Source organism: Streptomyces sp. NPDC026377, from assembly GCF_055567715.1.
This window is the reverse complement of sequence record NZ_JBVHPV010000017.1, coordinates 1-24528: the sequence shown is the minus strand read 5'-3', so window position 1 is coordinate 24528 and position 24528 is coordinate 1. Positions and strand designations below refer to the sequence as shown.

The 24528-nt window shown below is 72.7% G+C and carries 24 protein-coding genes and 1 riboswitch; of the genes, 15 read left to right on the top strand and 9 right to left on the bottom strand.

Features of this window, described 5'->3' with window-relative positions:
* The first annotated feature begins 260 nt into the window (after positions 1-260).
* The 3 genes from ACZ4MU_RS28305 to ACZ4MU_RS28295 all read left to right on the top strand — a co-directional run bounded on the left by ACZ4MU_RS28305 (position 261) and on the right by ACZ4MU_RS28295 (position 3752).
* Positions 261-1931 carry a sodium:solute symporter family protein gene (locus ACZ4MU_RS28305; RefSeq protein WP_467881916.1) on the top strand — a complete coding sequence of 557 codons (1671 nt, stop codon included), beginning with the start codon at positions 261-263 and terminating at the stop codon, positions 1929-1931.
* A 15-nt stretch (positions 1932-1946) separates the two neighbouring features.
* Positions 1947-2243 carry a hypothetical protein gene (locus ACZ4MU_RS28300; protein WP_467881914.1) on the top strand — a complete coding sequence of 99 codons (297 nt, stop codon included), beginning with the start codon at positions 1947-1949 and terminating at the stop codon, positions 2241-2243.
* 192 nt (positions 2244-2435) lie between these two features.
* Positions 2436-3752, top strand: coding sequence for an FAD-binding oxidoreductase (locus ACZ4MU_RS28295; RefSeq protein WP_467881912.1), 1317 nt, complete (start codon positions 2436-2438; stop codon positions 3750-3752).
* 70 nt (positions 3753-3822) lie between these two features.
* Here ACZ4MU_RS28295 and ACZ4MU_RS28290 read toward each other — a convergent pair whose 3' ends face one another.
* Positions 3823-4488: an HAD family acid phosphatase gene (locus ACZ4MU_RS28290; RefSeq protein WP_467881910.1), complete on the bottom strand. Its 666-nt coding sequence runs from the start codon at positions 4486-4488 to the stop codon at positions 3823-3825.
* Between the two features lie 361 nt (positions 4489-4849).
* Between ACZ4MU_RS28290 and ACZ4MU_RS28285 the strand changes: the two genes are divergently transcribed.
* Positions 4850-6160 carry an aldehyde dehydrogenase family protein gene (locus tag ACZ4MU_RS28285; RefSeq protein ID WP_467881908.1) on the top strand — a complete coding sequence of 437 codons (1311 nt, stop codon included), beginning with the start codon at positions 4850-4852 and terminating at the stop codon, positions 6158-6160.
* A gap of 91 nt (positions 6161-6251) precedes the next feature.
* Here the strand turns inward: ACZ4MU_RS28285 and ACZ4MU_RS28280 are convergent, their stop codons facing one another.
* Complete coding sequence (locus ACZ4MU_RS28280; protein ID WP_467881906.1) at positions 6252-7250, bottom strand: helix-turn-helix transcriptional regulator; 999 nt, start codon at positions 7248-7250, stop codon at positions 6252-6254.
* Positions 7251-7392: 142 nt separating this feature from the next.
* Between ACZ4MU_RS28280 and ACZ4MU_RS28275 the strand changes: the two genes are divergently transcribed.
* Positions 7393-8232, top strand: a complete 840-nt coding sequence (locus tag ACZ4MU_RS28275; protein WP_467881904.1) for an NAD(P)H-binding protein — start codon at positions 7393-7395, stop codon at positions 8230-8232.
* On the opposite strand, the gene nicT is transcribed toward ACZ4MU_RS28275, so the two are convergent.
* The 3 genes from nicT to ACZ4MU_RS28260 all read right to left on the bottom strand — a co-directional run bounded on the left by nicT (position 8225) and on the right by ACZ4MU_RS28260 (position 11573).
* Complete coding sequence (gene nicT / locus ACZ4MU_RS28270) at positions 8225-9502, bottom strand: Nickel transporter NicT (protein WP_467881902.1); 1278 nt, start codon at positions 9500-9502, stop codon at positions 8225-8227. The two genes, ACZ4MU_RS28275 and nicT, sit on opposite strands and share 8 nt — an antisense overlap.
* Positions 9501-9707, bottom strand: a riboswitch (cobalamin riboswitch). Its footprint overlaps the gene before it by 2 nt.
* A 154-nt stretch (positions 9708-9861) precedes the next feature.
* Positions 9862-10209: a peptidoglycan-binding domain-containing protein gene (locus ACZ4MU_RS28265; protein ID WP_467881901.1), complete on the bottom strand. Its 348-nt coding sequence runs from the start codon at positions 10207-10209 to the stop codon at positions 9862-9864.
* 251 nt (positions 10210-10460) lie between these two features.
* Positions 10461-11573 (bottom strand): alpha/beta hydrolase, encoded by a 1113-nt coding sequence (locus tag ACZ4MU_RS28260; RefSeq protein WP_467881899.1) that lies wholly within the window; start codon positions 11571-11573, stop codon positions 10461-10463.
* A gap of 457 nt (positions 11574-12030) precedes the next feature.
* Between ACZ4MU_RS28260 and ACZ4MU_RS28255 the strand changes: the two genes are divergently transcribed.
* The 6 genes from ACZ4MU_RS28255 (at position 12031) to ACZ4MU_RS28230 (ending at position 16160) form a co-directional block, all read left to right on the top strand.
* On the top strand, positions 12031-12924 hold the full coding sequence (locus ACZ4MU_RS28255) for a LysR family transcriptional regulator (protein ID WP_467881897.1): 894 nt from the start codon (positions 12031-12033) through the stop codon (positions 12922-12924).
* Between the two features lie 123 nt (positions 12925-13047).
* On the top strand, positions 13048-13527 hold the full coding sequence (locus ACZ4MU_RS28250) for an LPXTG cell wall anchor domain-containing protein (RefSeq protein ID WP_467881895.1): 480 nt from the start codon (positions 13048-13050) through the stop codon (positions 13525-13527).
* A gap of 52 nt (positions 13528-13579) precedes the next feature.
* Positions 13580-14227, top strand: coding sequence for an RNA polymerase sigma factor (locus tag ACZ4MU_RS28245; protein WP_467881893.1), 648 nt, complete (start codon positions 13580-13582; stop codon positions 14225-14227).
* A gap of 11 nt (positions 14228-14238) precedes the next feature.
* On the top strand, positions 14239-14754 hold the full coding sequence (locus tag ACZ4MU_RS28240) for a hypothetical protein (protein WP_467881891.1): 516 nt from the start codon (positions 14239-14241) through the stop codon (positions 14752-14754).
* A gap of 145 nt (positions 14755-14899) precedes the next feature.
* On the top strand, positions 14900-15217 hold the full coding sequence (locus ACZ4MU_RS28235) for a MarR family transcriptional regulator (RefSeq protein WP_467881889.1): 318 nt from the start codon (positions 14900-14902) through the stop codon (positions 15215-15217).
* Between the two features lie 82 nt (positions 15218-15299).
* Positions 15300-16160: a CAP domain-containing protein gene (locus ACZ4MU_RS28230; protein ID WP_467881887.1), complete on the top strand. Its 861-nt coding sequence runs from the start codon at positions 15300-15302 to the stop codon at positions 16158-16160.
* A gap of 185 nt (positions 16161-16345) precedes the next feature.
* On the opposite strand, the gene ACZ4MU_RS28225 is transcribed toward ACZ4MU_RS28230, so the two are convergent.
* Positions 16346-17833, bottom strand: a complete 1488-nt coding sequence (locus tag ACZ4MU_RS28225) for a sigma-70 family RNA polymerase sigma factor (protein ID WP_467881885.1) — start codon at positions 17831-17833, stop codon at positions 16346-16348.
* 258 nt (positions 17834-18091) lie between these two features.
* On the opposite strand from ACZ4MU_RS28225, the gene ACZ4MU_RS28220 reads away from it, so the two are divergent.
* Entirely contained in the window at positions 18092-18385 is a 294-nt protein-coding gene (locus ACZ4MU_RS28220; protein WP_467881883.1) for a hypothetical protein, read from the top strand.
* Between the two features lie 40 nt (positions 18386-18425).
* Here the strand turns inward: ACZ4MU_RS28220 and ACZ4MU_RS28215 are convergent, their stop codons facing one another.
* Positions 18426-19406 carry a trypsin-like serine peptidase gene (locus ACZ4MU_RS28215; RefSeq protein WP_467881881.1) on the bottom strand — a complete coding sequence of 327 codons (981 nt, stop codon included), beginning with the start codon at positions 19404-19406 and terminating at the stop codon, positions 18426-18428.
* Between the two features lie 95 nt (positions 19407-19501).
* The gene (locus tag ACZ4MU_RS28210; protein ID WP_467881879.1) at positions 19502-20257 is read right to left on the bottom strand and encodes a tyrosine-protein phosphatase; all 756 of its coding nucleotides are present in this window, start codon (positions 20255-20257) and stop codon (positions 19502-19504) included.
* A gap of 110 nt (positions 20258-20367) precedes the next feature.
* On the opposite strand from ACZ4MU_RS28210, the gene ACZ4MU_RS28205 reads away from it, so the two are divergent.
* Positions 20368-21351 carry a hypothetical protein gene (locus tag ACZ4MU_RS28205; RefSeq protein WP_467881878.1) on the top strand — a complete coding sequence of 328 codons (984 nt, stop codon included), beginning with the start codon at positions 20368-20370 and terminating at the stop codon, positions 21349-21351.
* Between the two features lie 150 nt (positions 21352-21501).
* Here ACZ4MU_RS28205 and ACZ4MU_RS28200 read toward each other — a convergent pair whose 3' ends face one another.
* Positions 21502-22917, bottom strand: coding sequence for an MFS transporter (locus ACZ4MU_RS28200; RefSeq protein ID WP_467882109.1), 1416 nt, complete (start codon positions 22915-22917; stop codon positions 21502-21504).
* Positions 22918-23209: 292 nt separating this feature from the next.
* Here ACZ4MU_RS28200 and ACZ4MU_RS28195 point away from each other — a divergent pair, with 292 nt between their 5' ends.
* Both ACZ4MU_RS28195 and ACZ4MU_RS28190 read left to right on the top strand, forming a co-directional pair.
* Positions 23210-23923: a TetR/AcrR family transcriptional regulator gene (locus tag ACZ4MU_RS28195; RefSeq protein ID WP_467881876.1), complete on the top strand. Its 714-nt coding sequence runs from the start codon at positions 23210-23212 to the stop codon at positions 23921-23923.
* 234 nt (positions 23924-24157) lie between these two features.
* A partial coding sequence (locus ACZ4MU_RS28190; RefSeq protein WP_467881874.1) for a substrate-binding domain-containing protein occupies positions 24158-24528 on the top strand: 371 nt, incomplete at its 3' end.

Sequence of the window (24528 nt, the reverse complement as noted above, 5' to 3'; positions counted from 1 at the left end):
CGCCCCCGGCAACACAGCCGCCCCACGCATCCCCACTCCCACCCGTGACCCCACACAACTACCTGGTGCAGACCACTGAACCCGAGCCTCACGATGCCACGCCCGAGGGGGATGCGGAACACCGCCGGCAACCGCCGGGGCGCCCCTGCACCCCCACCGTCCACCATAATCAAACAAAATCTTCCAACAAAGGTGTTCAGTTTCTCGCCGCTGAGGCGTAGGTTCCGTTCCGATCAGTTCGCTCGACGAAGCGGGTACGCATGCAATCTCTGGCCGCAGGGCTCCGGCTCCCCACCAACGGGCTCGACTACACGATTCTGGCGATCTACTTCGTCGTCGTTCTGGGCATCGGTTTCGCCGCCCGGGCGAGTGTGAAGACCAGCCTCGACTTCTTCCTCTCCGGGCGGTCGCTGCCCGCCTGGGTGACCGGGCTCGCCTTCGTCGCCGCCAACCTCGGGGCGACCGAGATCCTCGGGATGGCCGCCACCGGTGCCCAGTACGGTGTGGCGGTCGTCCACTGGTACTGGATCGGCGCCATCCCGGCCATGGTCTTCCTCGGCCTGGTGATGATGCCGTTCTACTACCGCTCGAAGGTCCGCTCCGTGCCGGAGTTCCTGCTCCAGCGGTTCGACGCCTCCGCGCACCTGCTCAGCTCGGCCCTCTTCGCCTTCGCCGCGATCCTGATCGCGGGCGTGAACCTCTACGCCCTGTCGATCGTCGTGGAGGCGCTGCTCGGCTGGCCGCAATGGGTGGCCATCGTGGTGGCCGGGCTCTTCGTCCTCGCGTACATCACCGTCGGCGGACTCTCCTCCGCGATCTACAACGAAGTGCTCCAGTTCTTCGTGATCCTCGCCGCGCTCATCCCGCTGGTCGTCCTCGGCCTCAAGCGCGTCGGTGGCTGGGGCGCGCTCAGCGACGACCTGGAGGCCGCGCACGGCCACAACTACCTCACCGCCTGGGGCGGCACCGGCATCGGGCAGAGCAACCCGCTCGGCGCCAACTGGCTGACGATCATCCTCGGGCTCGGCTTCGTGCTCTCCTTCGGCTACTGGACCACCAACTTCGCCGAGGTCCAGCGCGCGCTGTCGGCGAAGAACCTCAGCGCGGCCCGGCGCACCCCGCTGATCGCCGCCTTCCCGAAGATGTTCATCGTCTTCCTGGTGATGATCCCGGGGCTGGTCGCCGCCGCCCTGGTGCCGAAGATCGGCACCCCGGGCTCCGACCTGACGTACAACGACGCCATCCCGTACCTGATGCAGGAACTGCTGCCCAACGGTGTGCTCGGCATCGCCGTCACCGGTCTGCTCGCCGCCTTCATGGCGGGCATGGCGGCCAACGTGTCGTCGTTCAACACCGTCTTCACCTACGACATCTGGTCCAAGTACGTGAAGAAGGACCGGCCCGACGCGTACTACCTGCGCTTCGGGCGGCTGATCACGGCCATCGGTGTGCTGGCCTCGATCGGCACCGCCTTCATCGCGTCCAGCTTCTCCAACATCATGGGATACCTCCAGACGCTGTTCTCCTTCTTCAACGTGCCGATGTTCGTGGTCTTCGTCATCGGCATGTTCTGGAAGCGCGCGTCCATGAAGTCCGGTGTCTGGGGCCTGGTCGCCGGCACCACGGCCGCGATGGTCAACTACTTCTGGATCTACAAGCAGGGCGTCGTCTCCATCCCCACCGACCAGGGCGCCAACTTCGTCTCCGCGATCGTCGGCTTCGCCGCCGGCGCGATCACCATGGTCGTGGTGACGCTCTTCACCGCCCCCAAGCCCGAGGCCGAACTCGCCGGTCTGGTGTACGGGACGGTCTCGCCCGGTCTGGAGGAGGCGCCCGGCGAGGGCGACGGCGCCTGGTACCGCAGGCCCGCGCTGCTCGGCTGGGGAGCGGTGGTCCTCGCCGCGCTCTGCTACGTGCCCTACTCGCTCTGATCGGAGGCCAGGACCATGTCTGAACTGCAACGCGAAGTCTCCGAGCTGGAGAAGAAGTCCGCCACGGCGGCCCGCCTCTTCGACATCCGCCGGATCATCGGCGGGCTCTTCACCCTGTACGGAGTGATCGTCACCATAGCCGGGCTGACGGCCTCCGACGCCGACCTGGACAAGGCCCAGGGCGTCAACATCAACCTCTGGACCGGCCTCGGCATGCTGGCCCTGGGCCTGTTCTTCCTGGTCTGGCTCTGGCTGCGGCCGCTCGCCCCACCCGTCCCGCAGGACGGCGAGGACGGGCCGGAAACGGTCTGACCCACGGCTCGGCTCGGGCGCGCGGGGCCCTCCAGGAGGGTCCCGCGCGCCCCTCTCCTTCTCCTCCCGCTCCCCCTCCGCCTCCCGCGCCCCGTCACATTTCCCCGTTCGATTCCGTCAGGGAAGTGATCGCGAAAGCCGGCCGGGGCGGTTCCGGGGGCACACGCGGAACGAGGAAGTAGGGAAAGAACCATGACGACGAGCGCTCTCGCCGAACTGCGGTCACAGGTGCGCGGCCGTGTCCTGCTGACCGGTGACGACCACTTCGACCAGGCACGACAGCCGTGGAACCTCTCCGTTCAGCAGCCCGTGTCGGCGGTCGTCGAGGCGGCCGACGCCGACGACGTCGCGGCCGTGGTGCGGTACGCGGCGGCAGCGGGGCTCGTCGTCGCGCCCCAGCCCGGCGGCCGGGGCGCCAGCGGTGACGTGGAGGGCGTGATCCTGCTGCGCACCGGCAAGCTCGACGAGCTGCACGTCGACGCCGCCGCCCGTACCGCGCGCGTGGGCGCGGGTGTGCTGGGCGGGCAGGTCCAGGCCGTGGCGGGCCCGCACGGTCTGACCGGGCTGCCGGGCAGTTCCCCGCTGGTCAGCGTGGTCGGCTACACCCTCGGCGGCGGGCTCAGCTGGTTCGGGCGCAAGTACGGCTGGGCCGCCGACAGCGTCACCGCCTTCGAGGTGGTCACCGCCGACGGCGCCCGCACCCGGGTCACCGCCGACTCCGAGGCCGACCTCTTCTGGGCGCTGCGCGGCGGTGGCGGCGACTACGCCCTGGTCACGGCGATCGAGTACGACCTGCACCCCGCGCCCGCCCTCTTCGGCGGCCGGGTGGTCTGGCACGCCGGCCAGGCGCCCCGCGTCCTGGACGCCTTCCGCAGGATCACCGCGGACGCGCCGGACGAGCTGACCGCGTGGATCAACCTCCTCCAGATCCCGAACGGCCCCTCGCTGGTCACCATCGACAGCACCTTCCTGGGCGAGGAGGCCGAGGGCCGGGCGCTGCTCCGCGCGCTCGACGAGATCGAGGGCGCCAACACCGACACCCGGGGCATGCTGCCGGTGGCCCAGCTGGGCGAGATCACCGGCGAGCCGACCGAGCCGGGTCCCAGCGCGACCCGCGCCGAGCTCCTGACCGACCTGGACGACAAGGTGGCGGCGGCTCTCCTCGCGGAGCCGATCGACCCGCTCTTCGGTGTGCACATCCGCCACCTGGGCGGCGCCTTCGCCACGCCGACGGAGAACCCGCAGGGCCCGCTGACCGAGCCGTACACGCTGTCCATGTTCGGTGTGCCGTTCTCGCCGGAGCGCGGGGCCGAGATCGCCGCCCGCCAGGAGGCGCTGGTGCAGTCGGTCGCCCCGTACATCAGCGGACGCAAGCCGTACACCTACCTCTCCCCCGGCGACACCGCCGCGACGGCCTTCAGGCCCGAGGCGCTGGCCCGGCTCCAGCAGGTCAAGCGCGACCGCGACCCGCGCGGCGTCTTCCGCAGCAACTTCCCGGTCCTGGGCTGACCCCCGCGAGCGAGCACGGGCGGCGCCCCACGGTCGTGGCCGTGGGGCGCCGCTGTGCGGCCGGGGACGGTCAGGACAGCTTGCCGTCGTAGTCCGGGAGCTTGAAGGTGCGCTCGGCGTGGCCGCCCACCAGGTCGGTGGCGTTGTTGCCGATGTTGGCGATGATCGTGTAGCCGCGCGCCTCGATCTCGGCCCGCTTCTGTGTCTTGTACGTGCTGACCTCGTGGAAGAGGTCCGGCAGATCACGGACGTACAGACCGGTGACCGGGTAGCCCACCGCCTTGAGGTTGTACGAGGTGAGGGACTCGATGATGCCGGGGCGGGCCGTGACGAAGAAGACGGCAGCGCCCTGGGACCCCGCCTCGCGCACCAGGCCGCGGACGGAGTCGATGGCCGGGGTCGGGAACGTCCAGAAGTGGTGGAAGTCCGTCTCCAGCGAGGTGTTGTCGATGTCCAGGACGATCGCCGGCTTCTCACCCGCGGGCGAGGCGGCCATGCGCTCCTTGAGGTAGGGGCGGGCGGTGTCCACGACGCTCTGGACATCGCGCAGCCAGGCAGCGTGGTCGACGCCTCTGAGCGCGGCGGTCCCACCGGATGCGGAGGTGCGGGCCACGGCGGAGTACGGGGCGGCGGCCGGCGGGGAGGCCGCCTGGGAGGCGGTCGGCGCGGCGAGGAGTGCGGTCGCGGCGGCGGCCACGGTGACGGCCGTGCGCGTGGTCCAGGCAGTGCGGGGCATGGGGGGTCGGTGCTCCTCTGTCGCGAGGGTGGGAGTCCGGTGCAGGGGTTCTGACAGGTGCAGGGACTGGCCCGGCCAGCGGTTGGCATGTTCACGACCAACAATGATCAGCCCCTGGCTCAATGTCTACCGGTCGGTAGGAAACTTCTCGTTGCCGGGGGATGAATCCACGGGAGGGGCACCGGCCGCCACACAGGACCGCCGCATGCGGAAGCCCAGCGGCCGGATCCAGCCCCGTTCCGTGCGTCGGGAATTTAATTTCCTACGTCAACTGTTGGTATATACATCGAGCCGGACGCGGCTCGTCCCGACGCCCGACAGGGCGGACCGACGGGTCCGCCACCCCCAGCAGCGAGGCACCATGAACCCCACCCCGGAGCAGCCCGCCGACACCGTGGCCCGGCTGCGCGCCACCTTCCGCACCGGTCGCACCAAGCCCGTCGAGTGGCGCACCACGCAGCTGCGACGGCTGCGCGAGATGCTCACCGAGCGCGGCGCGGAGCTGGTCGAGTCGCTCCACGCCGACCTCGGCAAGAGCCCGGCCGAGGCCCAGCGCACCGAGATCGGCTTCGTCGTCCGGGAGATCGACCACACCCTGGAACACCTCGCGGGGTGGCTGCGTCCCGAGCCCGCTCCCGTCCCCGAGCACCTGGGCGGGGCGACGGCCTGGACGCAGTACGACCCGCTGGGCGTCGTCCTGGTCATCGCGCCCTGGAACTATCCGGCGCAGCTGCTGCTCACCCCGGTGATCGGCGCCCTGGCCGCCGGGAACGCGGTCGTGGCCAAGCCCAGCGAGCTGGCTCCGGCCACCTCCGCCGTACTGGCCCGCCTGCTGCCCGAGTATCTCGACCGGGATGCGGTGGCCGTGGTGGAAGGTGGCATTCCGGAGACGACGGCGCTGCTGGCCGAGCGGTTCGACCACATCTTCTACACCGGCAACGGCACCGTCGGCCGTATCGTCATGGCCGCGGCCGTCCAGCACCTCACGCCCGTCACCCTGGAGCTGGGCGGCAAGTCCCCGGCCTTCGTCGACCGGGACGCCGACATCGCCACCGTCGCGGGGCGGCTGGCCGCGGGCAAGTTCCTCAACGCGGGCCAGACCTGTGTCGCGCCCGACTACGTCCTCACCGACCCCGAGACCGCCCGCGCCCTCGAACCGGCGCTGGCCCGGGCGATCGAGGCGCTGTACGGGGAGGACCCGCAGGACTCCGCCGAGTACGGCCGGATCGTCAACGAGCGCCACTTCGACCGCCTGAGCGGCCTGCTCGGCTCGGGCCGTCTCGTCACCGGCGGCCGGGGCGACCGCGCCACCAAGTACCTCGCGCCGACCGTCCTCGCCGATGTCGACCCCGCGTCGCCGGTGATGCGGGAGGAGATCTTCGGGCCGATCCTGCCGATCGTGGTGGTGCCCGGCCTGGACGAGGCGATCGACTTCATCAACGACCGCGACAAGCCGCTGGCGCTGTATGCCTTCACCGAGTCCGACACCACCCGGGAGCGCCTGGCCGCCGAGACCTCCTCGGGCGGCCTCGGCCTCGGGCTGCCGCTGGCCCATCTCACCGTCTCCGACCTGCCGTTCGGCGGTGTCGGCGAGAGCGGCATGGGCAACTACCACGGCCGCTACTCCATCGAGACGTTCAGCCACCGCAAGGCGGTGCTGGCCGCCGGGTGACCGGGGGCGGGTGGGGGCCGGAACGGATCTCCGTTCCGGCCCCTTCGCCGTCCGCGCCGACTACGCCGTCCAGGCCGTCTGCGCGCGTGGTTCACGCGGGGCCGTAGAGCGCGGTGAGTTCGGCCGCGAGCCCCGCCAGGCGTTCCCGGGCCTCGGGAGGCTCCAGGATCTCCACGCGCGCCCCGAGCCCGGCCAGTTGCGCGGCGACGACCTCCGGGGACGGGCCGTCGATCTCCATCTCCAGCCACCCGTCGTCCCGCCGCCCGCCCAGGCGCAGCCGGCCGCCGAACAGCATCCCGAGGACCCGCTCGGCAGCGGGCTCGGCCCGTCCCCGGACGGTCGCCCCGCGCATCCGCTCCTCCATGGGCGCGGCCAGCTCCCGCCAGACCGTGGCCAGGTCGAATCCTTCCGGGCGGACGACGCGATCCCCGGTCACCTCGACGGAGGTGACCCGGTCGAGCCGGAAGATCCGCAGCCCCGCGGGGCCGGGGCCGGATCCGGTGCCCGCCGCGCCAGAGCCCGGCTCCTCCCTCTCCGTACCGGCCACGAGGTAGGGCACTCCCGCCTTGGTGACGATGCCCAGCGGGTGAACCGTGCGGATACCGGCCGGGCCGCCGGGGCGGGTGTATCCGAGCCGGATCCGCAGACCGTCCACCACCGCCCCCTGGAGGGTGTCCAGCAGGAGCGTGCCCGCCGTGACGGGCAGGCGCGACCAGTCCGTGCCGTCCGTCGCGGCCGCCCCGGCCGCCGCCTCGGCGTCGGACCGGAGCGTCGCGGGCAGTGCCCGGATCAACTTCCGCAGCGCGGTCCGCAGTTCGGGTGAGACCGCGGATGGACCCGCGACCAGGAACATCGCGCGGATCTCGGCGGCGGTCAGACCGGAGAGATCCGTGCGGGCGCCGCCGACGAGCGACCAGCCGCCCCCTCGGCCGTGCTGCGAGTACACCGGGATGCCCGCGCTCGCCAGCGCCTCCAGATCGCGGCGCGCGGTGCGTTCGGACACCCCCAGCTCCGCCGCGACCTCGCGCGCCGTCACCCGCCCCCGTGTCTGCAGGAACAACAGGGTCGCCACCAGTCGATCGGCTCTCATGCCGGTCATTCTCTTTCGGAAAGTGGCCAGGAGATGGCCAGTTCTGTTCCGAGGATGAGGACAGACCGAGCGCGGACGGATCAGCGGGACGATCGCGGGCCGCACCGCCGCGCCATCGCCTCACAACCACCAGGGAGAGAACATGATTGTGGTGACCGGAGCCACCGGGAACGTCGGACGACACCTCGTACGGCACCTCGCCTCGGCGGGCGAGCGGGTGACCGCCCTCTCCCGCCGGGCCCCCACGGGCGACCAGCCCGCCAACGTGCGTTTCCAGCAGGCCGATCCGGCCCGGCCCGAGAGCCTCGAGCGCCCGCTCGACGGGGCCGAGGCGCTGTACCTCCTCGTCCCCGGGAGCGGTGACGGCCTCGACCCGTACGCCATCCTGGACACGGCGCGAGCCGCCGGGGTCCGGCGGCTCGTCCTCCAGTCCTCGCAGGCCACCGCGACCCGCCCGGACTCCCCGGCGCACGGCCGGCTGCGCGCCTTCGAGGACGCCGTACGGGGGTCGGGCCTGGAGTGGACGGTCCTGCGGCCCAGCGGATTCGCCTCCAACGCCTTTCTGTGGGCGCCCTCGATCCGCTCCGAGCGGACGGTCACGGCACCCTTCGGTGACGTCGCCCTGCCGGTCGTCGATCCGGCCGACATCGCCGCGGTCGCCGCCCTGGCCCTGTGTGCGAGGAGCCACGCGGGCCGGACGTACGAGCTCACCGGGCCGGCCCCGGTCTCACCCCGTGAGCAGGCGCGGACGATCGGCGACGCGCTGGGAGCGCCGGTGCGGTTCGTCGAGCAGAGCCGGGCCGAGGCGAGGGAGACGCTGCTGCGATTCATGCCGGAGCCGGTTGTCGAGGGCACGCTCGGCATCCTCGGCGAGCCCACGCCCGGGGAGCGGCGCGTCAGCCGGGACGGGGAACGGCTCCTGGGCCGGGCCCCGCGTTCGTTCGCCGACTGGGCGGCGGAGAACGCCCCGGCCTTCAGCTGACGGCGTCCGGGGCGGGCGCGGGCGCGGCACCGTCCCGGGGCGCGGGGATGGCCGCGTCGTCCCCGTCGCGGGGGCCGGGCGCGACATCGTGGCCGGGGCCGGACGCGGCCTGGTCGCGGACGGCACCGGGCCGGGTCCGGCCCGGCGCTTCGGTGGCCGCGGCGGTGCGCACCGCCCACCGCTGCTCGACCCTGGCGAACCGCCAGTACGCCAGCGCCGCCGCCCACACCGCGACGAAGAGGCCGACGATGATGAACCCGACGTTGTCCAGGTCGAGGCCCGCGACCCACCCGGTGACGGCGTCCCGCAGATCCAGCTTCTCGTGCAGCACGCCCACCAACTCGATCGTGCCGATCAGGAAGGCCACCGCGATGGAAAGACCGGTGATGGTGAGGTTGTAGAACACCTTGCGCACCGGGTTGGAGAACGCCCACTGGTAGGCGAAGTTCATGAAGGTTCCGTCGATGGTGTCGAACAGGCTCATCCCCGCCGCGAAGAGCAGCGGCAGACACAGCACCGCGTACCAGGGCAGCCCGGCGGCGGCGCCCGAGCCCGCCATCACCATCAGGGTGACCTCGGTGGCGGTGTCGAAGCCGAGGCCGAAGAGGAAGCCCAGCGGGTACATCTGGCCGGGCCGGGTGATCGACTTGGTGAAGCGCCCCAGGAGGCGGTTCATGAACCCCCGGGAGTCCAGGTGCTGTTCCAGCTCCGCCTCGTCGTACGTCCCGGCGCGCATGGCCCGGAACACCCGCAGGATGCCGACGAGGGCCAGCAGGTTGAGTGCGGCGATGAGGTAGAGGAACGATCCGGAGACGGTCGTTCCGACCAGGCCGAGGGTCTGGTGGGTGGGTGAATCGTCGTTCATCAGGGTGCCCGCGAGCTGGGCGCCTCCGGCGACCAGCGCCGCCATGACGACCACGACGCTGGAGTGCCCGAGGGCGAACCAGAAGCCGACCGAAACCGGGCGCTTGCCGTCGGCCATCAGCTTGCGGGTGGTGTTGTCGATCGCGGCGATGTGGTCGGCGTCGAAGGCGTGCCGCATCCCCAGGGTGTACGCGGTGACGCCGAGTCCGAGGCCGAACGTCTTCGAGCCGACCTCGTAGTGCTCGGGCACCACGAGCAGGAAGAGGATGCCGAACGCGACGACGTGCAGGGCGGCGATCACCGCCAGCAGCCATGCGGTACGTACGGTGTCCTCACGTCGCCAGTGGAATGTGGCGGCAGGGGTGGGCAGGGTCATTCGTTCACGCTCCAGCACCTCGTGGATCATTACGCGAGATGCCGTGGCCGGTCTCCTGGCTTCCGGGTGTCGCACCGTCCCCGCCTTCCCAGCGACCTCACGGCCACCAGTGGCACAACGGGACGGGCTACCCGAAGCCGTTCATGGCCTGAACGACATGGGGCCCGATCACAGTGGCGAGGGCCGCTCCGGTCTTGCACCGGTCTTCCCGAACACCACGGCTCGCCAACCGTAGGTGCGACCCGCCCCACCTGCAAGTCTGGCTGCGGGCGCGGGTATTGCAGATCACATTCCGGGCAGGACGTCGGGGCACCCGGCCGGGTTGCGAGCGGCACCCGTGGTGTCGGCCGCGGCCCCCGGCCGGGGGCCGTCGGCGCTCCACCCGCCTCTCAGACGCAGGAGTGGTCGAGCAGACCGGCCCAGGTGCGGGGGCCGACCAGGCCGTCCACATCATGGCCGCGGTAGCCGCAGACGTACTGGAAGGACTTGACCGACTTGGTGGTCCCGCTGCCGAAGATGCCGTCGACGCGGGTGCGGAAACCCTGGTCGGTGAGCCGCTGTTGCAGGAACCTCACACAGGTTCCGGTGTCGCCCTGCGAAAGGAACGGCCTGCTCTGCGCGCAGCCGGCGGCGCTCGACGCGGCCGGGGCGGCCGCCTCGGCGGGGGCGAGCATGCCCGCCCCGCCCAGCACTCCCGCGCTGACCAGCGCGACGACAAGGATCCGTACCTGTTTCATGGGGCCTCCCGTTGGCAGGGCGACGACGTGTGGCGTGCACACGTGTCGCCGGGCTGCGACGGCGGACCGGTGCGCCGCCGCCGGAAGGGCCACGCTAGGGAGAGGGGTGGCCGCGAGGCGTCGCACAGGGGGTGGAGATATCTCCTGCAACCAGAGCGGTAGGCGGCCCGGCCCTCCACCCGGTGCGGCAGCCGAGCCGCGCCTGCCGGTCGGAAGGTCGCACGGTCCGGCCCCGTGCTTCTCCCTCCGCCTCAGGACGCCGGTGTGGGCCCCTCGATCTGTTCGCTGATCCACTGCATGCTGCTCGCGTCCATCCCCTTCACATACGTCACCGCGTTGTGCCGTCCGCCCCGGATGACTTCGAGGTGGGTATGGATGGGGCCCTTGTTTCCGTAGGTGGCGATGTACTTGTTCACCTTGGGGATGACGGACGACTCCTTCGTGCCGTACTGGAAGGCGAGGTACACGTCCGGTCCCCTGGCCGCGATCAGCCGCTTGGAGAGCACCTCGGGGTTGTTCTCCGCCTTCTCCTTGGGGTGGCCGTTCCACAACGGGGAGTCCGGGACGATGTCGGGGCCGGAGGCGATGACGGCCTTGAACTTGTCGGGGTGCTTGAGGACGGCCTTGAGGCCGGCGAAGCCGCCGGAGGAGGAGCCCATGAAGGCCCAGCCGTCGCGCGACTTGATCGTGCGGAAGTTCTGCCGCATGAGGTCGGGCACGTCCTCGGTCAGCCAGGTGCCCATCCTGGGCTGGCCGGGGATGTCACTGCCGTCCCAGTAGAGACCGCCGTCGTCCGGCTTGGGGTTCAGCACCGGCATGGCCAGCAGGAACGGTTTGCCCTTGCCCTCGTCGGCCCACTTGGAGATGGACGACTCCAGCTTGAGGTTGTTGTCCATCCAGTAGTTGTTGGGGAAACCGGGCCCGCCGGGGAGGGCGATCAGGACGGGGAAACCGCTCTTCTCGTACTTGGGGTCGTCGTACTGCTTCGGCGCCCAGACCCACACCTTGCCCGTGAAGCCCGACTTCTTGCCGGTGATCTTCACGACGCCGACGTGCGTGCCGTCACCGAGCGTGCTGGAGATCTTGAAGTCGGCGGCGGGCCCGGTCGGCATCAGGGTCTTGGAGTCCACGGGCTTCTGCGGCGCGGCGCCGGGTTTGCTGTCGATCTTGCCGTACGAGATGGGATCGCCCTTGTCGGTGAAGGGGGGTATCTCGAAGTAGCTCATGACCGGCCACGCGATCGCCCCCACCAACCCCACGCAGACCACCACGAGAAGCCATCGCCGGGCCTTGGAGGCGCGGCGGTGGCCCCGGGACTCGTACGTCTCGGCCCCGTCCCTGGTCCTGGTGGTCGCGTGCGACATCGATGACTCCGGCTTGCTGCGGCCCCTCGGGGCACGACGGTCGTGTTCCGCCTCCGGGGATGGACAAAACAGATGCAAGGGTTCCAAATTTGCCAAACTGTGATCAACGTTTGACGGGGAGCGGACCGACACGGACAGTAACGGAACACCGGATCGCCACGCCCGACGCGCCCAGGCGGAGCAGATCCGCGAGCGGCTGGGCTGACCACTGGGGTTGGCGGCGCGGGGCGGGAAACGGCCCCGGAATACGGAACCCGCACTGACGACTCGTCAGGTCACCGGAGCAACAGATCCGCGACCGGGGTCGGCACCCTCCGTGGGGGTCCGCCGTCCGGGTCCGGATCCCGGACGGCGCCCACGGACGGGTTGCCGCCCCGGACCAAATCCTCGCGGGCCCAGGAACCCCAGTCAATCCTCTGGTTTTCTTTCGAACGCCCAAGGAATACCTTGGGGTTTTATGACTCTCGATGATCTCCGCGTCTTCGTCGCCGCCTGCGAGACCGGCAATCTGAGCGCTGTGGCGCGCGATCTGTCCCGTACGCAGTCGGCGGTGAGCCAGCACGTCAAGCGGCTGGAGGCCGAGCTCGGCCTGCCCCTCCTGGAGCGGCGCCCCCGCGGGGTCGCCCCCACCCAGGCGGGGCGGATCCTCCAGCAGGCCGCCGCGCAGGGCATCGGCCACATAGAGCTGGCTCTGCGTCAGCTCCGCCAGCTCGGAGAAGGCGTCGGCGGCACCGTGCGGATCGCCACCGGGGCCACCACCGTCCGCCACTTCATGTCCGACGCGGTGGTGCGCTTCCGGGGCGCGCACCCCCACGTCGGCCTGGAGTTCCGTACCGAGAACTCCAGCCGCGCCTGCGTCGACGCGCTCGCGGCGGGGGACTCCGATCTCGCCTGGATCACCATCGGCCCGCCCGTACGGGGCATCGAGCAGCGGCCGGTCATCGAGCTGCCCTGGGTCCTCGCCGTCCACGCGGACGACCCGCTCGCGGACAGGAGCAGTGTCGAACCGGCCGACCTGGCCGCGATCCGCCACATCCAGCTGCCCGCCGACTCCCGGTCCCGGCACCACCTCGACCGGCAACTGACCGGTCTGGACGTCAGCCTGGCCTCGACCACCAGCGTGGCGGACTGGGACACCGCGATCCTGCTGGCCGAGCTGGGGCTCGGCCACGCCGTGGTGCCGGCGCTGCCCGGGTGGACCGCCTCGGCCCCGGGCGCCGTGCGTTTCGTACCGCTGCCGGCGCTCCCGCCGCTGGCCGCGGGCTGGGCGGTGCGCCAGTGGGACGCGCTGGGGCCGCTCGCCCAGGAGTTCGCTGGCACCGTCGTGGACACGCTCACGGGCACGGGGTGACGGGGGGCACCGAACGGGTGCGAAAACTTTCTCCGGTTCGTCGGCAACCCCGGCCCGCGCCGCACGTCGTCAGGGGTGAAGGGCGTCGTCCGACGCCCTTCGGCCGACCTGGAGACGTACTACGTGAACACCACGAAGCACCAAAGCCGCACCTACGCGCGCGGGGCCGCCACCGCCGGACTGCTGGCCGCGCTCGCGCTGCCCGCTCTGGCCGGTACGGCCCACGCCGACGGCGGCACGCAGCCGCGCCACCTGGCCGGCAGCGGCCCCGCCCCGGCGTCCGCCGAACCGACCCTGGCGCCGTCCACCGCGCCCCAGCGCCCCGCACCCGCCAAGCCTTCCGTTTCCCCCGGCGGGCAGCCCTCCGCCGCGCCCAGCACGCCCCCCGGCACACCGGAGCCCGCGGCGCCCCCGACGAAGGCCCCGGAGGAGGCTCGGCCCAGTGCCGAGCCCTCCACCGCACCCTCCTCGTCGACGCCCCAGGACGAGCTGGCCCATACTGGCTCGTCCAAGACCAACACGGTCCTGGGTGCCGGAGCGGGCGCGCTGATCGCCGCGGGCGCCGGGACCGTCTACGCCGTCCGGCGGCGGCAGAACCACTGAGGCGCAGGACGGCCCCGCCGTGCGGGGCCGCGCCGTTCCACCCGAGGAAGTGATGGAGTACACCGCCGTCCGGTATCCGGCGCCGCCGGGGCGTCTGGGCCCGCGCGCCTTTCTGCACTGGCTGCTGCGCCGGGACCGGCTGGCCACCGGCCCGGAGCGCCCCGCCGTCCTCGGCGGGTACGGCCCGCTCGGCGGGTACGGCCCGCCCGCCCCGCGGCCGACCGTCAGCGAGCTCTACCACGCGCACCGGCTGCGCATGGTGCACCTCGCGGTGATGCTCGTGGACGACCGGGCCACGGCCGAGGACGTGGTGCAGGACGCGTTCACCGCGCTGTACCGGCGCCACGGCGAGGAGATCGCCGAGGTCGACAACGCGCTCGCCTATCTCCGTACCGCCGTGGTCAACGCGGCCCGATCGGTGCTGCGCAGGCGGCGCACGGCGCGCGCGTACACCCCTCCGCACGAGGCCGACGCGCCCTCCGCCGAGGAGCGGGTCGTCCTCGACGAGGAGCACCGCGAAGTACTGGCCGCGCTGGGGCGGTTGAGCGCGCGGCGCCGTGAGGTGCTGGTGCTGCGGTACTGGGGCGAACTGACCGAGGCCGAGATCGCGCAGACGCTGCGGATCAGCCGCGGCTCGGTGAAGTCGCTGGCGAGCCGGGGCCTGGACGCCCTGGAGAAGATCTTGAAGGAGCGGTCGTGAGAGGAGTGGGGATGAGCGGCGGGGAGAGTCCCGAACGCCCCGTCGAGGCACGGCTGCGGCGCGCGCTCGCGGCCCGCGCGCAGACCGTGACGGTCCGCGATCTGCGTCCGGCCGATCCGCCGGGCCCGCATCTGCGCCGGACCCCGCTGCCCACGTGGTGGCCGCGCACGCCGGGTCTGCGCCGCCTCGCCCTGCCGCTGGCCGCGCTCGCCACCGCGGCGGCCGTGGCGTTCGGGTACCTGGCCGTGGAGCCGGGTGGAGCACCGGACCACCAACTGCCCGCGGCCACTCCGGGCCCGGTCTCCCCGCCGCCCTCGCCCCGGCCCTCCCGGGCGGAGTCCCCCCGGCCGGAGCCCTCCACGGCGCCGACGAAGGAGCGGCGGTCGGCCCGGCCCTCGGCCCCGGCCCCGGGCGGCACCGCCCCCCGGCCGAACACCGGCGCGTCCCCCCGGACGCCGCCGCAGAAACCGACCGGCCGCCCCTCGCTCCAGCCCTCCCGCGCGCCGTCGTCGCCAACGGCCCGCTGAAGCCACCCGGGCCGACCCGGCGGCCCACCGGCACTTCCGCACACGCACACCCACACGCACACCCACACGCACACGCACACGCAAGGGCCGTACGCCACCGGCACTGGCGACTCACTGAAACCACCCGCGCCCACCTGACGGCTCCTTGAGCGCCGCGCCCCGCTCCCTCGCGGCGCTCCTCGGCCGCACCCGGGGCACCGTGCTGTGCGCGATCGCCGAACACCCGGGCCTGACCACCAGTCAGCTCGCGGCCCGGGCAGGCATCTCCCCGGCGAGCGCGAGCGAACACGCCACGGTGCTGCGGTCGGCGGGCCTGGTCGGCACGGCACGGGACCGCAACGCGGTACTGCACACCCCCACCGTCGCCGCGCTCGCCCTCCTCGACGCGTCCACCGCCGACACCGCCGGGCCGCGGCCCGCCACCCTGCGCGTCCGACCGGTCCCTGTGGCCCAGGTCACATAAGCGGAAAGTGTTATGGCCCCGCCCCCTCCCGCTCTCCCATGTGCCGGACACCCCGGCAGCACCGAAAAGAGAGCGGAGCCCCATGCAGCACCACGACGACCACCCCCACGGCCGACCCACGAACGACGGGCGGGCCGTGCGCCGACGTGCGCACCGGCAGCGGTCCCGACGAGTCGTCGGCACCGCCGTGGCGGGGACCGTGGCGGTCGCCGCCGTCGCCGGAGCGCTGCTGTGGCCGAACTCCGAGGACCCCGCCGAGACCGTACGCACCCAGGCGGCCCCGCCCGCCGGGCACGCGCTCGACACCGGGGCGGCCACGGACGCCTCCGCCCCATCGGCCTCCCCCTCGCCGATACGCTCCACCGCCCCCGCGAAGTCCCCCTCTCCCAGGCCGAAGCCGAGCCGCACCGCCGCCGCCTCCGGCTCCCCGCGCCCCGGCACCGGCGCCGGAACCGGCACGGGCGCCGGTTCGGGTACCACGACGACCCAGGGCCGGGCGGACGCCGGTCACACCCCGCGCAGGAGCACACCTCCGCGCAAGGACACCGCGCCCACCGGCGCCGCCGCCTCGTACGTCCAGCAGGTGGTAGACCTCGCCAACGCCGAGCGTGCCAGGGCGGGTTGCTCGCCCCTCAGGGCGGACCGCCACCTGAACACCTCCGCCCAGGCGCACGCCGACGACATGGCTGCCCGCGACTACTACGAGCACAACAGCCCGGAGGGGCGCAACGCGGGCGACCGTATGAGCGCCGCCGGATACGACTGGCACAAGTGGGGCGAGAACATCCACCGGGGGCCCAAGAGCGCCGCCGACGCGATGCGCGACTGGATGAAGAGCCCCGGTCACCGCGCCAACATCCTGGACTGCGGGTTCAAGGACATCGGCGTGGGGGTGAACCTCAGCGGCAACGGCCCGTGGTGGGTGCAGAACTTCGGCAGCTGACCCGCGCCCGGCAACGGTGGGGCGCGGGACGGCAAACCGCCTCGGGACGGCGGACCGCCTCAGGGCGGCAAACCGCCTCGGGACGGCGGACCGCCTCAGGGCGGCAAACCGCCTCGGGACGGCGGACCGCCCAAGGACGGCAAACCGTCCCAGGACGGGGAACCGCCCCGGGACGGGAAACCGCCTCAGGACGACGGCCCCGCGAAGTCCTGCACCCACACCGTGCCGCCGGGCCCCGGCACGGCGGCCACGCCGGTGTCGCGGTAGCCGCAGTCGAGCATGTTCCGCTGGTGGATCGCGCCGTCCGTCCAGTCCTCGACGATCGCGGACGGGTCCGCCGTCCCCCGGTCCAGGTTCTCCGCCCAGGCCCCGACCGGATACCCGGCGCTCCGCATCCGGGCGTCGGCGTGCTGCCCCTCGGGGCCGACGTGGTCGTAGTAGTGGCGCGCCACCATGTCCCGGGCGTGCCGCTGAGCCGCCGCGGTCAGCCGCGGATCCATCCGCAGCGGGGCGCAGCCGGCCGCGCTCCGGCGGCTGTTGACCAGGCGCAGCAACTTCAGCTCGGGAGGCGCGGTGACCGGTGTGGGCCGGGCGGTCTTCGGAGTGGCCCTGGGTGGCGGGCTCGTCCTGGAGGGCTGCGGTACGGGTGGGGCGGAGGGGGACGGCGCAACGGTACTGGCGGTGGTCCGCGGCGCGGTGGGCGGCGCGGGAGTGGCCCGCGGACGCGGGTCGGGCCACAGCAGGGCGGTGCCGAGGGCGAGGACGGCCGCGAGCGCGAGGGCAAGCGCGCCCTTGACGATGTACGCGGGTGCCTTCGCCGGGGCGGCGGGCCCGGTCCCGGGGGCGCCCGGAACCGGTGAGGTGGACGCGACCGGCGCCATACCGGCACCCGGGACGAACCGCGCGGCCCCATACAGCGGCGCCAGCAGGGCGAGACCCGCGAGCAACCCCTCGGCGGGCACCAGACCCGCGCCGCGCCCGGAACAGATCCGGCAGTCACGGGTGTGTCGGGCGATCCGCTTGCGCCACACCGGGGCGGGGCGGCCGTCCCAGACGGCGACGGTCCGGGCCAGCTCGTCGCAGAGCGGCCGGGCCGCGAGCGCGCGCACCACGACCCGGCCCACCTCCAGCTGGGCCTTCATGCGCTGGACCCGGACGGCGGCGTGCTGCGGGGTGAGGGCCATCGCCTCGGCGAGTTCGGCGCGGGTCAGCTCGCCCGCCGCCTCCTGCCACCACAGGGCGAGGAGTTCGCGGTCGCTCTCGTCGAGCCAGCGGGTCGCCTCGGCCACCTCGCGGCGCTGCCCGGACAGACCGAGGCGCAGAATGGTGAGGTCGACGAAGTCCGGTTCCGGGGCGGCCGCCGCGGCCAGTTGCTCGGGTCCGGCCGGTGTCGTGTACTGCTGGGCGCGCCAGCGGTGACGTATCTGGTTCATCGCGATGGCGATCAGCCAGGACCGGAAGCGGGACGGCTCGCGCAGCCCGTCGAGGCCTTCCAGGGCATGGAACATGGTCTCCTGCACCACGTCGTCCACGTCGGCGTGGCCGTCCATGGCGCGGCCGACCACGTTGTAGACCAGTGGGAGGTAGTCGGCGACCAGCCGCTCGCGCGCCCGGGCGTCACCGGTCCGCGCGGCGCCCACCAGCTCCGGCATGGACGTGCTGTCCCTGTGCATCTGCTCCCTCACCCGCTGGCGTCGTCCTGGCGCTCCCGTCGTTCGGAGACCCCTGGCGGACCCGGGGATAACAGGAACCGGGCCCTCATTTTGTATGACGCCCCGCCCCGCCGGAATGCCCGCCTCCCTTTGCTTCGGTGTGCGGGATCTCCCGCGTTGTGCTATTGCCGCCGAAGGGAGACGCTGGTGGTGTACGCGGCCGGGGGTCACCGGTGCGCCGCAAGTGAGCACCCACCCGGTCGGGAAGGGGTGAGTTTCGTGCGCATGCTGTTGACCGCCCAAATGGACACCGAGAAGGCGAACGAGGCCATCAGGAACGGCACGATGGCGAAGACGATGGAAGCCGCCCTGGAGGCGATCCACCCCGAGGCCGCCTACTTCACGTCGCGCAACGGGTGCCGTACCGCCTTCCTCGTGTTCGACCTGGAGGACTCGTCGCAGATCCCGAAGACCGCTGAACCGTTCTTCCTCGAGATGGGCGCGAAGGTCGACTTCACGCCGGTCATGAACCAGGACGATCTACGCAAGGGTTTGCAGGCACTGAGCCGCTGAACGAGTGCGGCGGGCCTCCGCTCCCGGAGGGGAAAAGCACTCAGGAGGCGGGACCCGCCGGTGGGGCGCCCCTGACCGCATCGCGGTACAGGGCCCGGGTGGCGGCGCCGAAGTAGGCGCTGTAGGAGATCCGAGGGGTGTTGCCGCCAGTGTGGTAGCCGCCGATGACCCCGATGACGCCCCAGCCGTCCCATTCCGGCACCAGCATCGGCCCGCCACTGGTCCCGCCCACGAAGGCGTCGCAGGCGATGCGCGTGAACCTACCGGGATCGGCGGGGTCGTCACTGACCCACTTGGTGGTGCGGCTCCAGCACTCCAGCGGTTTCCGCGCGTTGCCGGGATAGCCGATCATACGGACCGGGAGGTGGTGGTAGCCGGTGCCGGTGAGCAGGCGGACTCCGCCCACCGCGTCCTGGAGGCGGGTGCCGTCCCGGTTGGGTTCGGTGCGCGCGAACCCGAAGTCGTAGGCGGCTCCGGCGTGCTCGCCCAGGTCGTAGTACGGCTGTGGAACGTAGACGCCGTCGCTCACCACGGGGAACACACCGAACGGCTTGAGTCCGTCGTGGTATTGCGGCACGAACGCGAGGCGGCGCCGGGGGGCGGGGCCCGCGTAGCCCTTCAGGCAGTGCCCGGCGCTGAGCACCAGGTCGTGGCCCGGGCTGCGGACCACCGACCCGCTGCAGGTGCGGCCGGTGCCCTGGACGTCGGTCCAGAAGAAGGTGCCCGCCTGGGGGATGCCGTCGAAGCTCCGGCTGGGCGGAACGCGCTCGCCGGGCCGGGGCCCGTCTTCGGTGGGCGCGGCCGTCGCTCCGGCCCCGGCTCCCTTCGCCGCCTCTGCGGGCAGCGCGGCGGCCATCCGCTTCGGGCTCCAGTAGGCGTCGAGCGCGGCGGCGTTCCGGCTCGCCCGGGCCGGGCCGCCCTCGTCGGCGGCGGCCGGGTTCGCCCCCGCGCCGGCCCCCGCGAGCAACAGGACGGCCGCGAGCGCGGCGGTGTGCCGAATGAGCCTGGTCCTACGCACCATCAGTTTCCTTCCGGGCGGACGCACATGACGACTCACCATAGGTGCGGCGCGTCACGGGCAGAAGTGTCCGCCGGGCCCTTCGGCCGGCGCGCCGGTCACGGGACGGCGACGGGCTCGGCCGCGCGTTCCAGCAGTCCGGTGCGCAGGGCGTCGACCAGCCGCCCGTCGGCGCCGAGCAGTTCGCGCGCGTAGGTGTGCACCGATCCGTGCTCGGCCGCGAGGCCGGCGAGGAAGAGGCGCATGATGGCGGCGGGGGCGCGGCCGTAGCCCGGCCAGGTGATCTCGCGGCCGGGGTGGGCGGCCCGCCAGTCGGCGATCAGGCGGTCGGTGGCGAGCCCGGTGAGGGTGAAGTCCTCGACGACGACGTCCTCGGGGACGCCGAGCAGCGTGAGCACGAGCGCCGCCAGCAGACCGGTGCGGTCCTTGCCCGAGGCGCAGTGGAAGACGAGCGGCCCGCTGTCGGGCGCCGCGATGACCCGCAGCGCCTCGCGCAGCTCCTCCACTCCGTCGTGCGCGACCTCCAGGAAGCGGTCGGCGAGGTACCGTCCGGTCTCCACGTCCGCGCCCAGGCTCGCCTGGTCGTACGGGCGGTGCTCGACGCTGAGGTTGCGATACGTCAGCGAGGCGTGCTCGGGGACGCGGCCGCTGCCCTCGATCTCCCACGGGTAGCGCAGGTCGATGACGGTCCGCACACCGAGGCCCAGGAAACGGTCCCAGTCCTCGCCCTGGAGTTTGCCCAGCGAGTCGGAGCGGTACAGCCGCCCCCAGCGCACGGTGGAGCCGTCCTCGGTGCGATAGCCGCCCAGGTCACGGAAGTTGTGCAGGCGCTCGAACGCGATGTGTCTGTTCACAGGGACGCACCCTACGGCCGTCACGGCGGTGGGGCCGTGGTGTGGATCACTGGACGTACCGTCCCGGGCCGGGTGGTGGGGTGGCACACCGGGTTGAGATCCTTTCGAGCATGGCCGAATGGGCAACCTTCGCCGTCGTTCCCGACAGCGGCGACCACGAGCGGTACGAGCTGTACGAGTCCCGCTTCGGGGCGGGCGGGCTCGATCTGGACCTGCTGGCCGGCCCCGAGGTCATACTGCCGTTCCTGCGCGCCCACGACCCGGCGCGCCACGGCTGGCTCGACGACGTCCGCTGCGAAGGGGCCGTCCTGGTCGATCCGTACCGCCGGGTGCTGCTCGTCTTCGTCCGGGACGGGCCGACCACCTGTATGCGCCACCGGGCCGCCGCCCTGGAGCTCCTGCGCCACGCCTGGCCGGGCTGGCAGGTGCGCTGGACCTTCGACGGCCCCGCGGAGCTGCGCGCCTATCTGGGCCTGGATCCCGACGCGGTACGCACCCCGGGGCGCGAGCCGTACGCGGGCGCGCCGCTCGCCCCCGGCGACGGGGAACCGGCCGAGGACGACCCGCTCGCGACGGTCGTCACCGTGGGCACCGGCCGCTGCCATCTGCTCACCGCCACCGGCGACCACCCGGTGGCCGAGGGGCCCGCCCTCCTCGAACGCCTCGCGTCGGCGCCGGACCACGGCCGGTGCGAACTCGCGGTGCTCGCCGGACTGCACGTCGACCCGACGCACCGCCTGGTGGGCTGGTGGCTGCTCGGTGCACAGGCCGGCGCCTATGAGATGGAGGCGCGCTGGCCGGGCTGGACGGTCGAGTTCTGGCAGGACCGCTGGCAGGAGCAGGCGCGGGCGGCGGGCGGCCGGTTCGCCCCGCCGCCGGTGGAGCGCCGCCAGGCCCTCGTCGACGTACGGGACGAGGCGCGCGAGCACTGGGCGGGGCGTGGGAACGCGGCGCCGCGCGGCCCGGCGCGGGCCCTCGGTCCCGGTCCCGTGTCCGGCAGCGGTTTCCTGCCGGACGTCCCGGCCGACCTCGCCCCCGCGGCCCTCCTCTCGGTCGACTCGGCCTGGCGGCGGGCCGTCAGGGAGGCGGGGTGAGAGGAGCCGTCCGAGCGGCGGCGCGTCCCGGCGCGCGCACGGCCGTTCAGAGCCTGTCCTTGAACCCCCGCCGTCCGCCCGCAGGGCGCACCGTGCGCCGAGCGTGCGTGCCGGGCGCCGGGGCGCGGACGGCCGTTCAAGGACAGGCTCTCAGGTCGTCGGCGTCCGGTTCTCCCGGGCACCGGCCCGCAGGTCGCCGAGGGCGAGGAGCAACGCGCCGACCACGAAGGCGAGCGACACCAGCAGCCCGTGGTCGTACGCCGCGGCCCAGCCGTCGTCCGACAGCCGCGCGAAGAAGACCGCCCCGACTGCGGCGATACCGACGGCGGAGCCGACGCGCTGGCCGGTCTGGAGGGTGCCGCCCGCGCTGCCCGCCGAGCGGACCGGGACCCGGGAGAGCGTCAGCGTCTGGTTGGGGGCGATGACCAGGCCGCTGCCGAGTCCGGCGAGGAGCAGGGGGGCCGTCATCGCCCACGCCGCCGACCTGCCCGGCGCCAGATGGACGGCGAGCGCCGTGGCGCCGAGCCCCGTGGCGACCATGACCAGGCCGACCGCGACCAGGCGGCGTCCGAAGCGGCCGACGAGGCGCCCGCCGATGGTGGCGGCGACGCCGGAGCCCACCGCGAACGGGGTGATGGCCAGCCCCGCCGACAGCGCGCTCAGATGCAGCCCGGCCTGGAGGTAGAGGGCGCTGATGAAGAAGATCGAGGTGAACCCGCCGAAGTAGAGCAGGATCAGGGCGCAGCCCAGCCAGTAGCCGCGCTCGCGGAACAGGGCGAGGTCGACGACCGGGGACGCGCCGCGGGCGCTCTGGCGCCGCTCCCAGGCCACGAACGCCGTGAGCAGCGCGGCGGACAGGACCAGGAGAAGCCACTTCTCGGGGCCGTGCCACTGCTGCGCCTGGACGAACGGCAGGAGCAGCGCCAGGACTCCGGTGCCGAGCAGCAGCACCCCGGCCGGATCGAGGGCGCGCAGCGGGATGCGGCGGGCGGACGGGGTGTCCGGGAGCAGTCGCCGGGCCAGCACCAGACAGCCGATCCCGAGGGGCACGTTGACGTAGAACACCCAGCGCCAGCCCTCCTGCGGGCCCGCCGCGTGGATGAGCAGCCCGCCCAGGAGCGGGCCCACGGCCGTGGAGATGCCGATGACGCTGCCGAGCATCCCGAAGGCACGGCCGCGTTCGGCGCCGCTGAACATCTGCTGGATCAGGGCCGAGATCTGCGGCGAGATCAGCCCTGCCGCGAGGCCCTGGACGGCGCGGGCCGCCACCAGCCAGAGGCTGGACTGGGCCGCCCCGCAGGCCGCCGAGGCGAGGACGAAGAGGGCGAGTCCGGTCATGAACACCGCGCGCCTGCCCCGGGCGTCGCCCACCCGCCCGGCGGGGACGAGGAAGAGGCCGAAGGCGAGGGCGTACCCGGAGAGCACCCACTGGAGGTCGGCCTCAGGGGCGTCCAGCGCCACCCGGATCGAGGGCAGGGCCACATTGACGATCGACACGTCGAGCAGCGTCATGAAGCCCGCCACCAGACACACCGCGAGCGCCCGCCAGCGGCCCCGGTCGGACAGGGGCTGGCCGGCGTGCCCGGCACGGACCGCCCGGCCGTCGCGACCGCTCTCGGAATGCGGAGCCACCAGCGGCCTTCTTTCTCACGCGGTCAGGGGGCAACGGTACGCATCCGCATGATGACGCAGGGGGCGTGCCGTCCGCGCCCTCCCGCGCCGGGCCCGTCGCGGTGACGGCCCGTAGCCCTGGCGAAACGTCCTCACGAGGGGATCATTGAGTCAGGGAGCGACGCGAGGCACCACGTCCACGTCCGCCGCCGCGCCGCACGCGACCCCGGTGGACGCAGGAGGATCCATGACCGCCCAGGTGAGGAGCCCCCGGGCCCGCTACCGGGAGCAGACGCGCGCCGAGATCAAGGCGGCGGCGCTGGAGCAGCTGGCCGAGGGCGGCGCGCAGGCCGTGGCGCTGACCCGGATCGCCCGGGACATGGGGCTCTCCGGACCGGCCCTCTACCGCTACTTCGCGGGCCGCGACGAGCTGCTGGACGAGCTGATGCGGGACGCGTACGACGATCTGGCGCACGCCGTCACCCATGCCCGGGGCTTCGGTGCGAGCGATGCCCGTTCCGTGCTGCACACCCTCGCCGACGCGTTCCTCGACTGGGCCACCGCGCAGCCGCACCGCTATCTGCTGATCCAGGGGACGCCGGTGCCGGGCCATGCCGCGCCCCCGGACACGGCGGAGCGCGCGCGGGCGGCCCTGGGCCCCTTCCTCACCGTCTTCGCCTCCGGCGACCCCAGCGAGGCGTTCCGCCCGACCGTGGAGGAGATGACCGGGTGGGTACGGGAGGACCCCTCGCTGGCCGCGTGGGTCGCGGAGCACACGGGGCTCTCCCCGTACGACGCCCGGGCCGGTACGGCGCTGGCGGGCGCGGTGCTCGCCTGGTCGCAACTGCACGGCACGGTCAGCCTCGCGGTGTCGGGCCAGTACGGCGGGATCGGCCCGAGGACCCGGACCCTGCTTCTGGCTCAGGCCGACGCGCTGGCGGACGCGTTCCGGCTGGCGTGACCCACGGCCGTCGGTGGGCGGAGTACGGCGGACCGACGGGGCGCGGGACGGGCGCGCCGACCAGGGCGGACCAATGGCCTCACCGTAGCGGAGAGTTGTTGCGCCTTCGACTAATCAAGGGAATGACTCATTGCGGTCTCGTTCACCCTCAACTCCTTGACGCCCCAGGTGCCTCCCAGTTGACTTCCAGCCACCTCGGCCGCGAGGACGCGGCCATGTCAGGGAGGCCTCTGGATGAACACCCGTATGCGTCGTGCCGCCGTGTCCGTGACCGCCACCACGATGGCCGTCTCTCTCGCCGCCTGCGGAAGCGCCAAGGAGTCCGGGGACACCGCCAAGAAGTCCGGCGCCAGGAAGGGCGGCGCCATCAAGATCGGTCTGCTCCTGCCGGAGAACCAGACCGCGCGCTACGAGAAGTTCGACAAGCCCCTCATCGAGAAGATGGTCAAGGAGCTCACGGCGGGCAAGGGCCAGGTCGTCTACGCGAACGCCAAGCAGGACGCGACGATCCAGACGCAGCAGGTCGACACGATGATCACCAACAAGGTCGACGCGCTGATCGTGGACGCGGTGGACTCCAAGGCGATCGCGGGCGCGGTGAAGAA

What these genes read in the sequence shown, in the direction of transcription:
- ACZ4MU_RS28260 (WP_467881899.1), bottom strand. Translation starts at nt 11,573, where the DNA reads ATGTCGCACGCGACCACCAGGACCAGGGACGGGGCCGAGACGTACGAG.
- ACZ4MU_RS28300 (WP_467881914.1), top strand. Translation starts at nt 1,947, where the DNA reads ATGTCTGAACTGCAACGCGAAGTCTCCGAGCTGGAGAAGAAGTCCGCC.
- nicT (WP_467881902.1), bottom strand. Translation starts at nt 9,502, where the DNA reads ATGATCCACGAGGTGCTGGAGCGTGAACGAATGACCCTGCCCACCCCT.
- ACZ4MU_RS28290 (WP_467881910.1), bottom strand. Translation starts at nt 4,488, where the DNA reads ATGCCCCGCACTGCCTGGACCACGCGCACGGCCGTCACCGTGGCCGCC.
- ACZ4MU_RS28285 (WP_467881908.1), top strand. Translation starts at nt 4,850, where the DNA reads ATGAACCCCACCCCGGAGCAGCCCGCCGACACCGTGGCCCGGCTGCGC.
- ACZ4MU_RS28225 (WP_467881885.1), bottom strand. Translation starts at nt 17,833, where the DNA reads ATGCACAGGGACAGCACGTCCATGCCGGAGCTGGTGGGCGCCGCGCGG.
- ACZ4MU_RS28245 (WP_467881893.1), top strand. Translation starts at nt 13,580, where the DNA reads ATGGAGTACACCGCCGTCCGGTATCCGGCGCCGCCGGGGCGTCTGGGC.
- ACZ4MU_RS28265 (WP_467881901.1), bottom strand. Translation starts at nt 10,209, where the DNA reads ATGAAACAGGTACGGATCCTTGTCGTCGCGCTGGTCAGCGCGGGAGTG.
- ACZ4MU_RS28255 (WP_467881897.1), top strand. Translation starts at nt 12,031, where the DNA reads ATGACTCTCGATGATCTCCGCGTCTTCGTCGCCGCCTGCGAGACCGGC.
- ACZ4MU_RS28195 (WP_467881876.1), top strand. Translation starts at nt 23,210, where the DNA reads ATGACCGCCCAGGTGAGGAGCCCCCGGGCCCGCTACCGGGAGCAGACG.
- ACZ4MU_RS28275 (WP_467881904.1), top strand. Translation starts at nt 7,393, where the DNA reads ATGATTGTGGTGACCGGAGCCACCGGGAACGTCGGACGACACCTCGTA.
- ACZ4MU_RS28230 (WP_467881887.1), top strand. Translation starts at nt 15,300, where the DNA reads ATGCAGCACCACGACGACCACCCCCACGGCCGACCCACGAACGACGGG.
- ACZ4MU_RS28205 (WP_467881878.1), top strand. Translation starts at nt 20,368, where the DNA reads ATGGCCGAATGGGCAACCTTCGCCGTCGTTCCCGACAGCGGCGACCAC.
- ACZ4MU_RS28305 (WP_467881916.1), top strand. Translation starts at nt 261, where the DNA reads ATGCAATCTCTGGCCGCAGGGCTCCGGCTCCCCACCAACGGGCTCGAC.
- ACZ4MU_RS28280 (WP_467881906.1), bottom strand. Translation starts at nt 7,250, where the DNA reads ATGAGAGCCGATCGACTGGTGGCGACCCTGTTGTTCCTGCAGACACGG.
- ACZ4MU_RS28295 (WP_467881912.1), top strand. Translation starts at nt 2,436, where the DNA reads ATGACGACGAGCGCTCTCGCCGAACTGCGGTCACAGGTGCGCGGCCGT.
- ACZ4MU_RS28240 (WP_467881891.1), top strand. Translation starts at nt 14,239, where the DNA reads ATGAGCGGCGGGGAGAGTCCCGAACGCCCCGTCGAGGCACGGCTGCGG.
- ACZ4MU_RS28215 (WP_467881881.1), bottom strand. Translation starts at nt 19,406, where the DNA reads ATGGTGCGTAGGACCAGGCTCATTCGGCACACCGCCGCGCTCGCGGCC.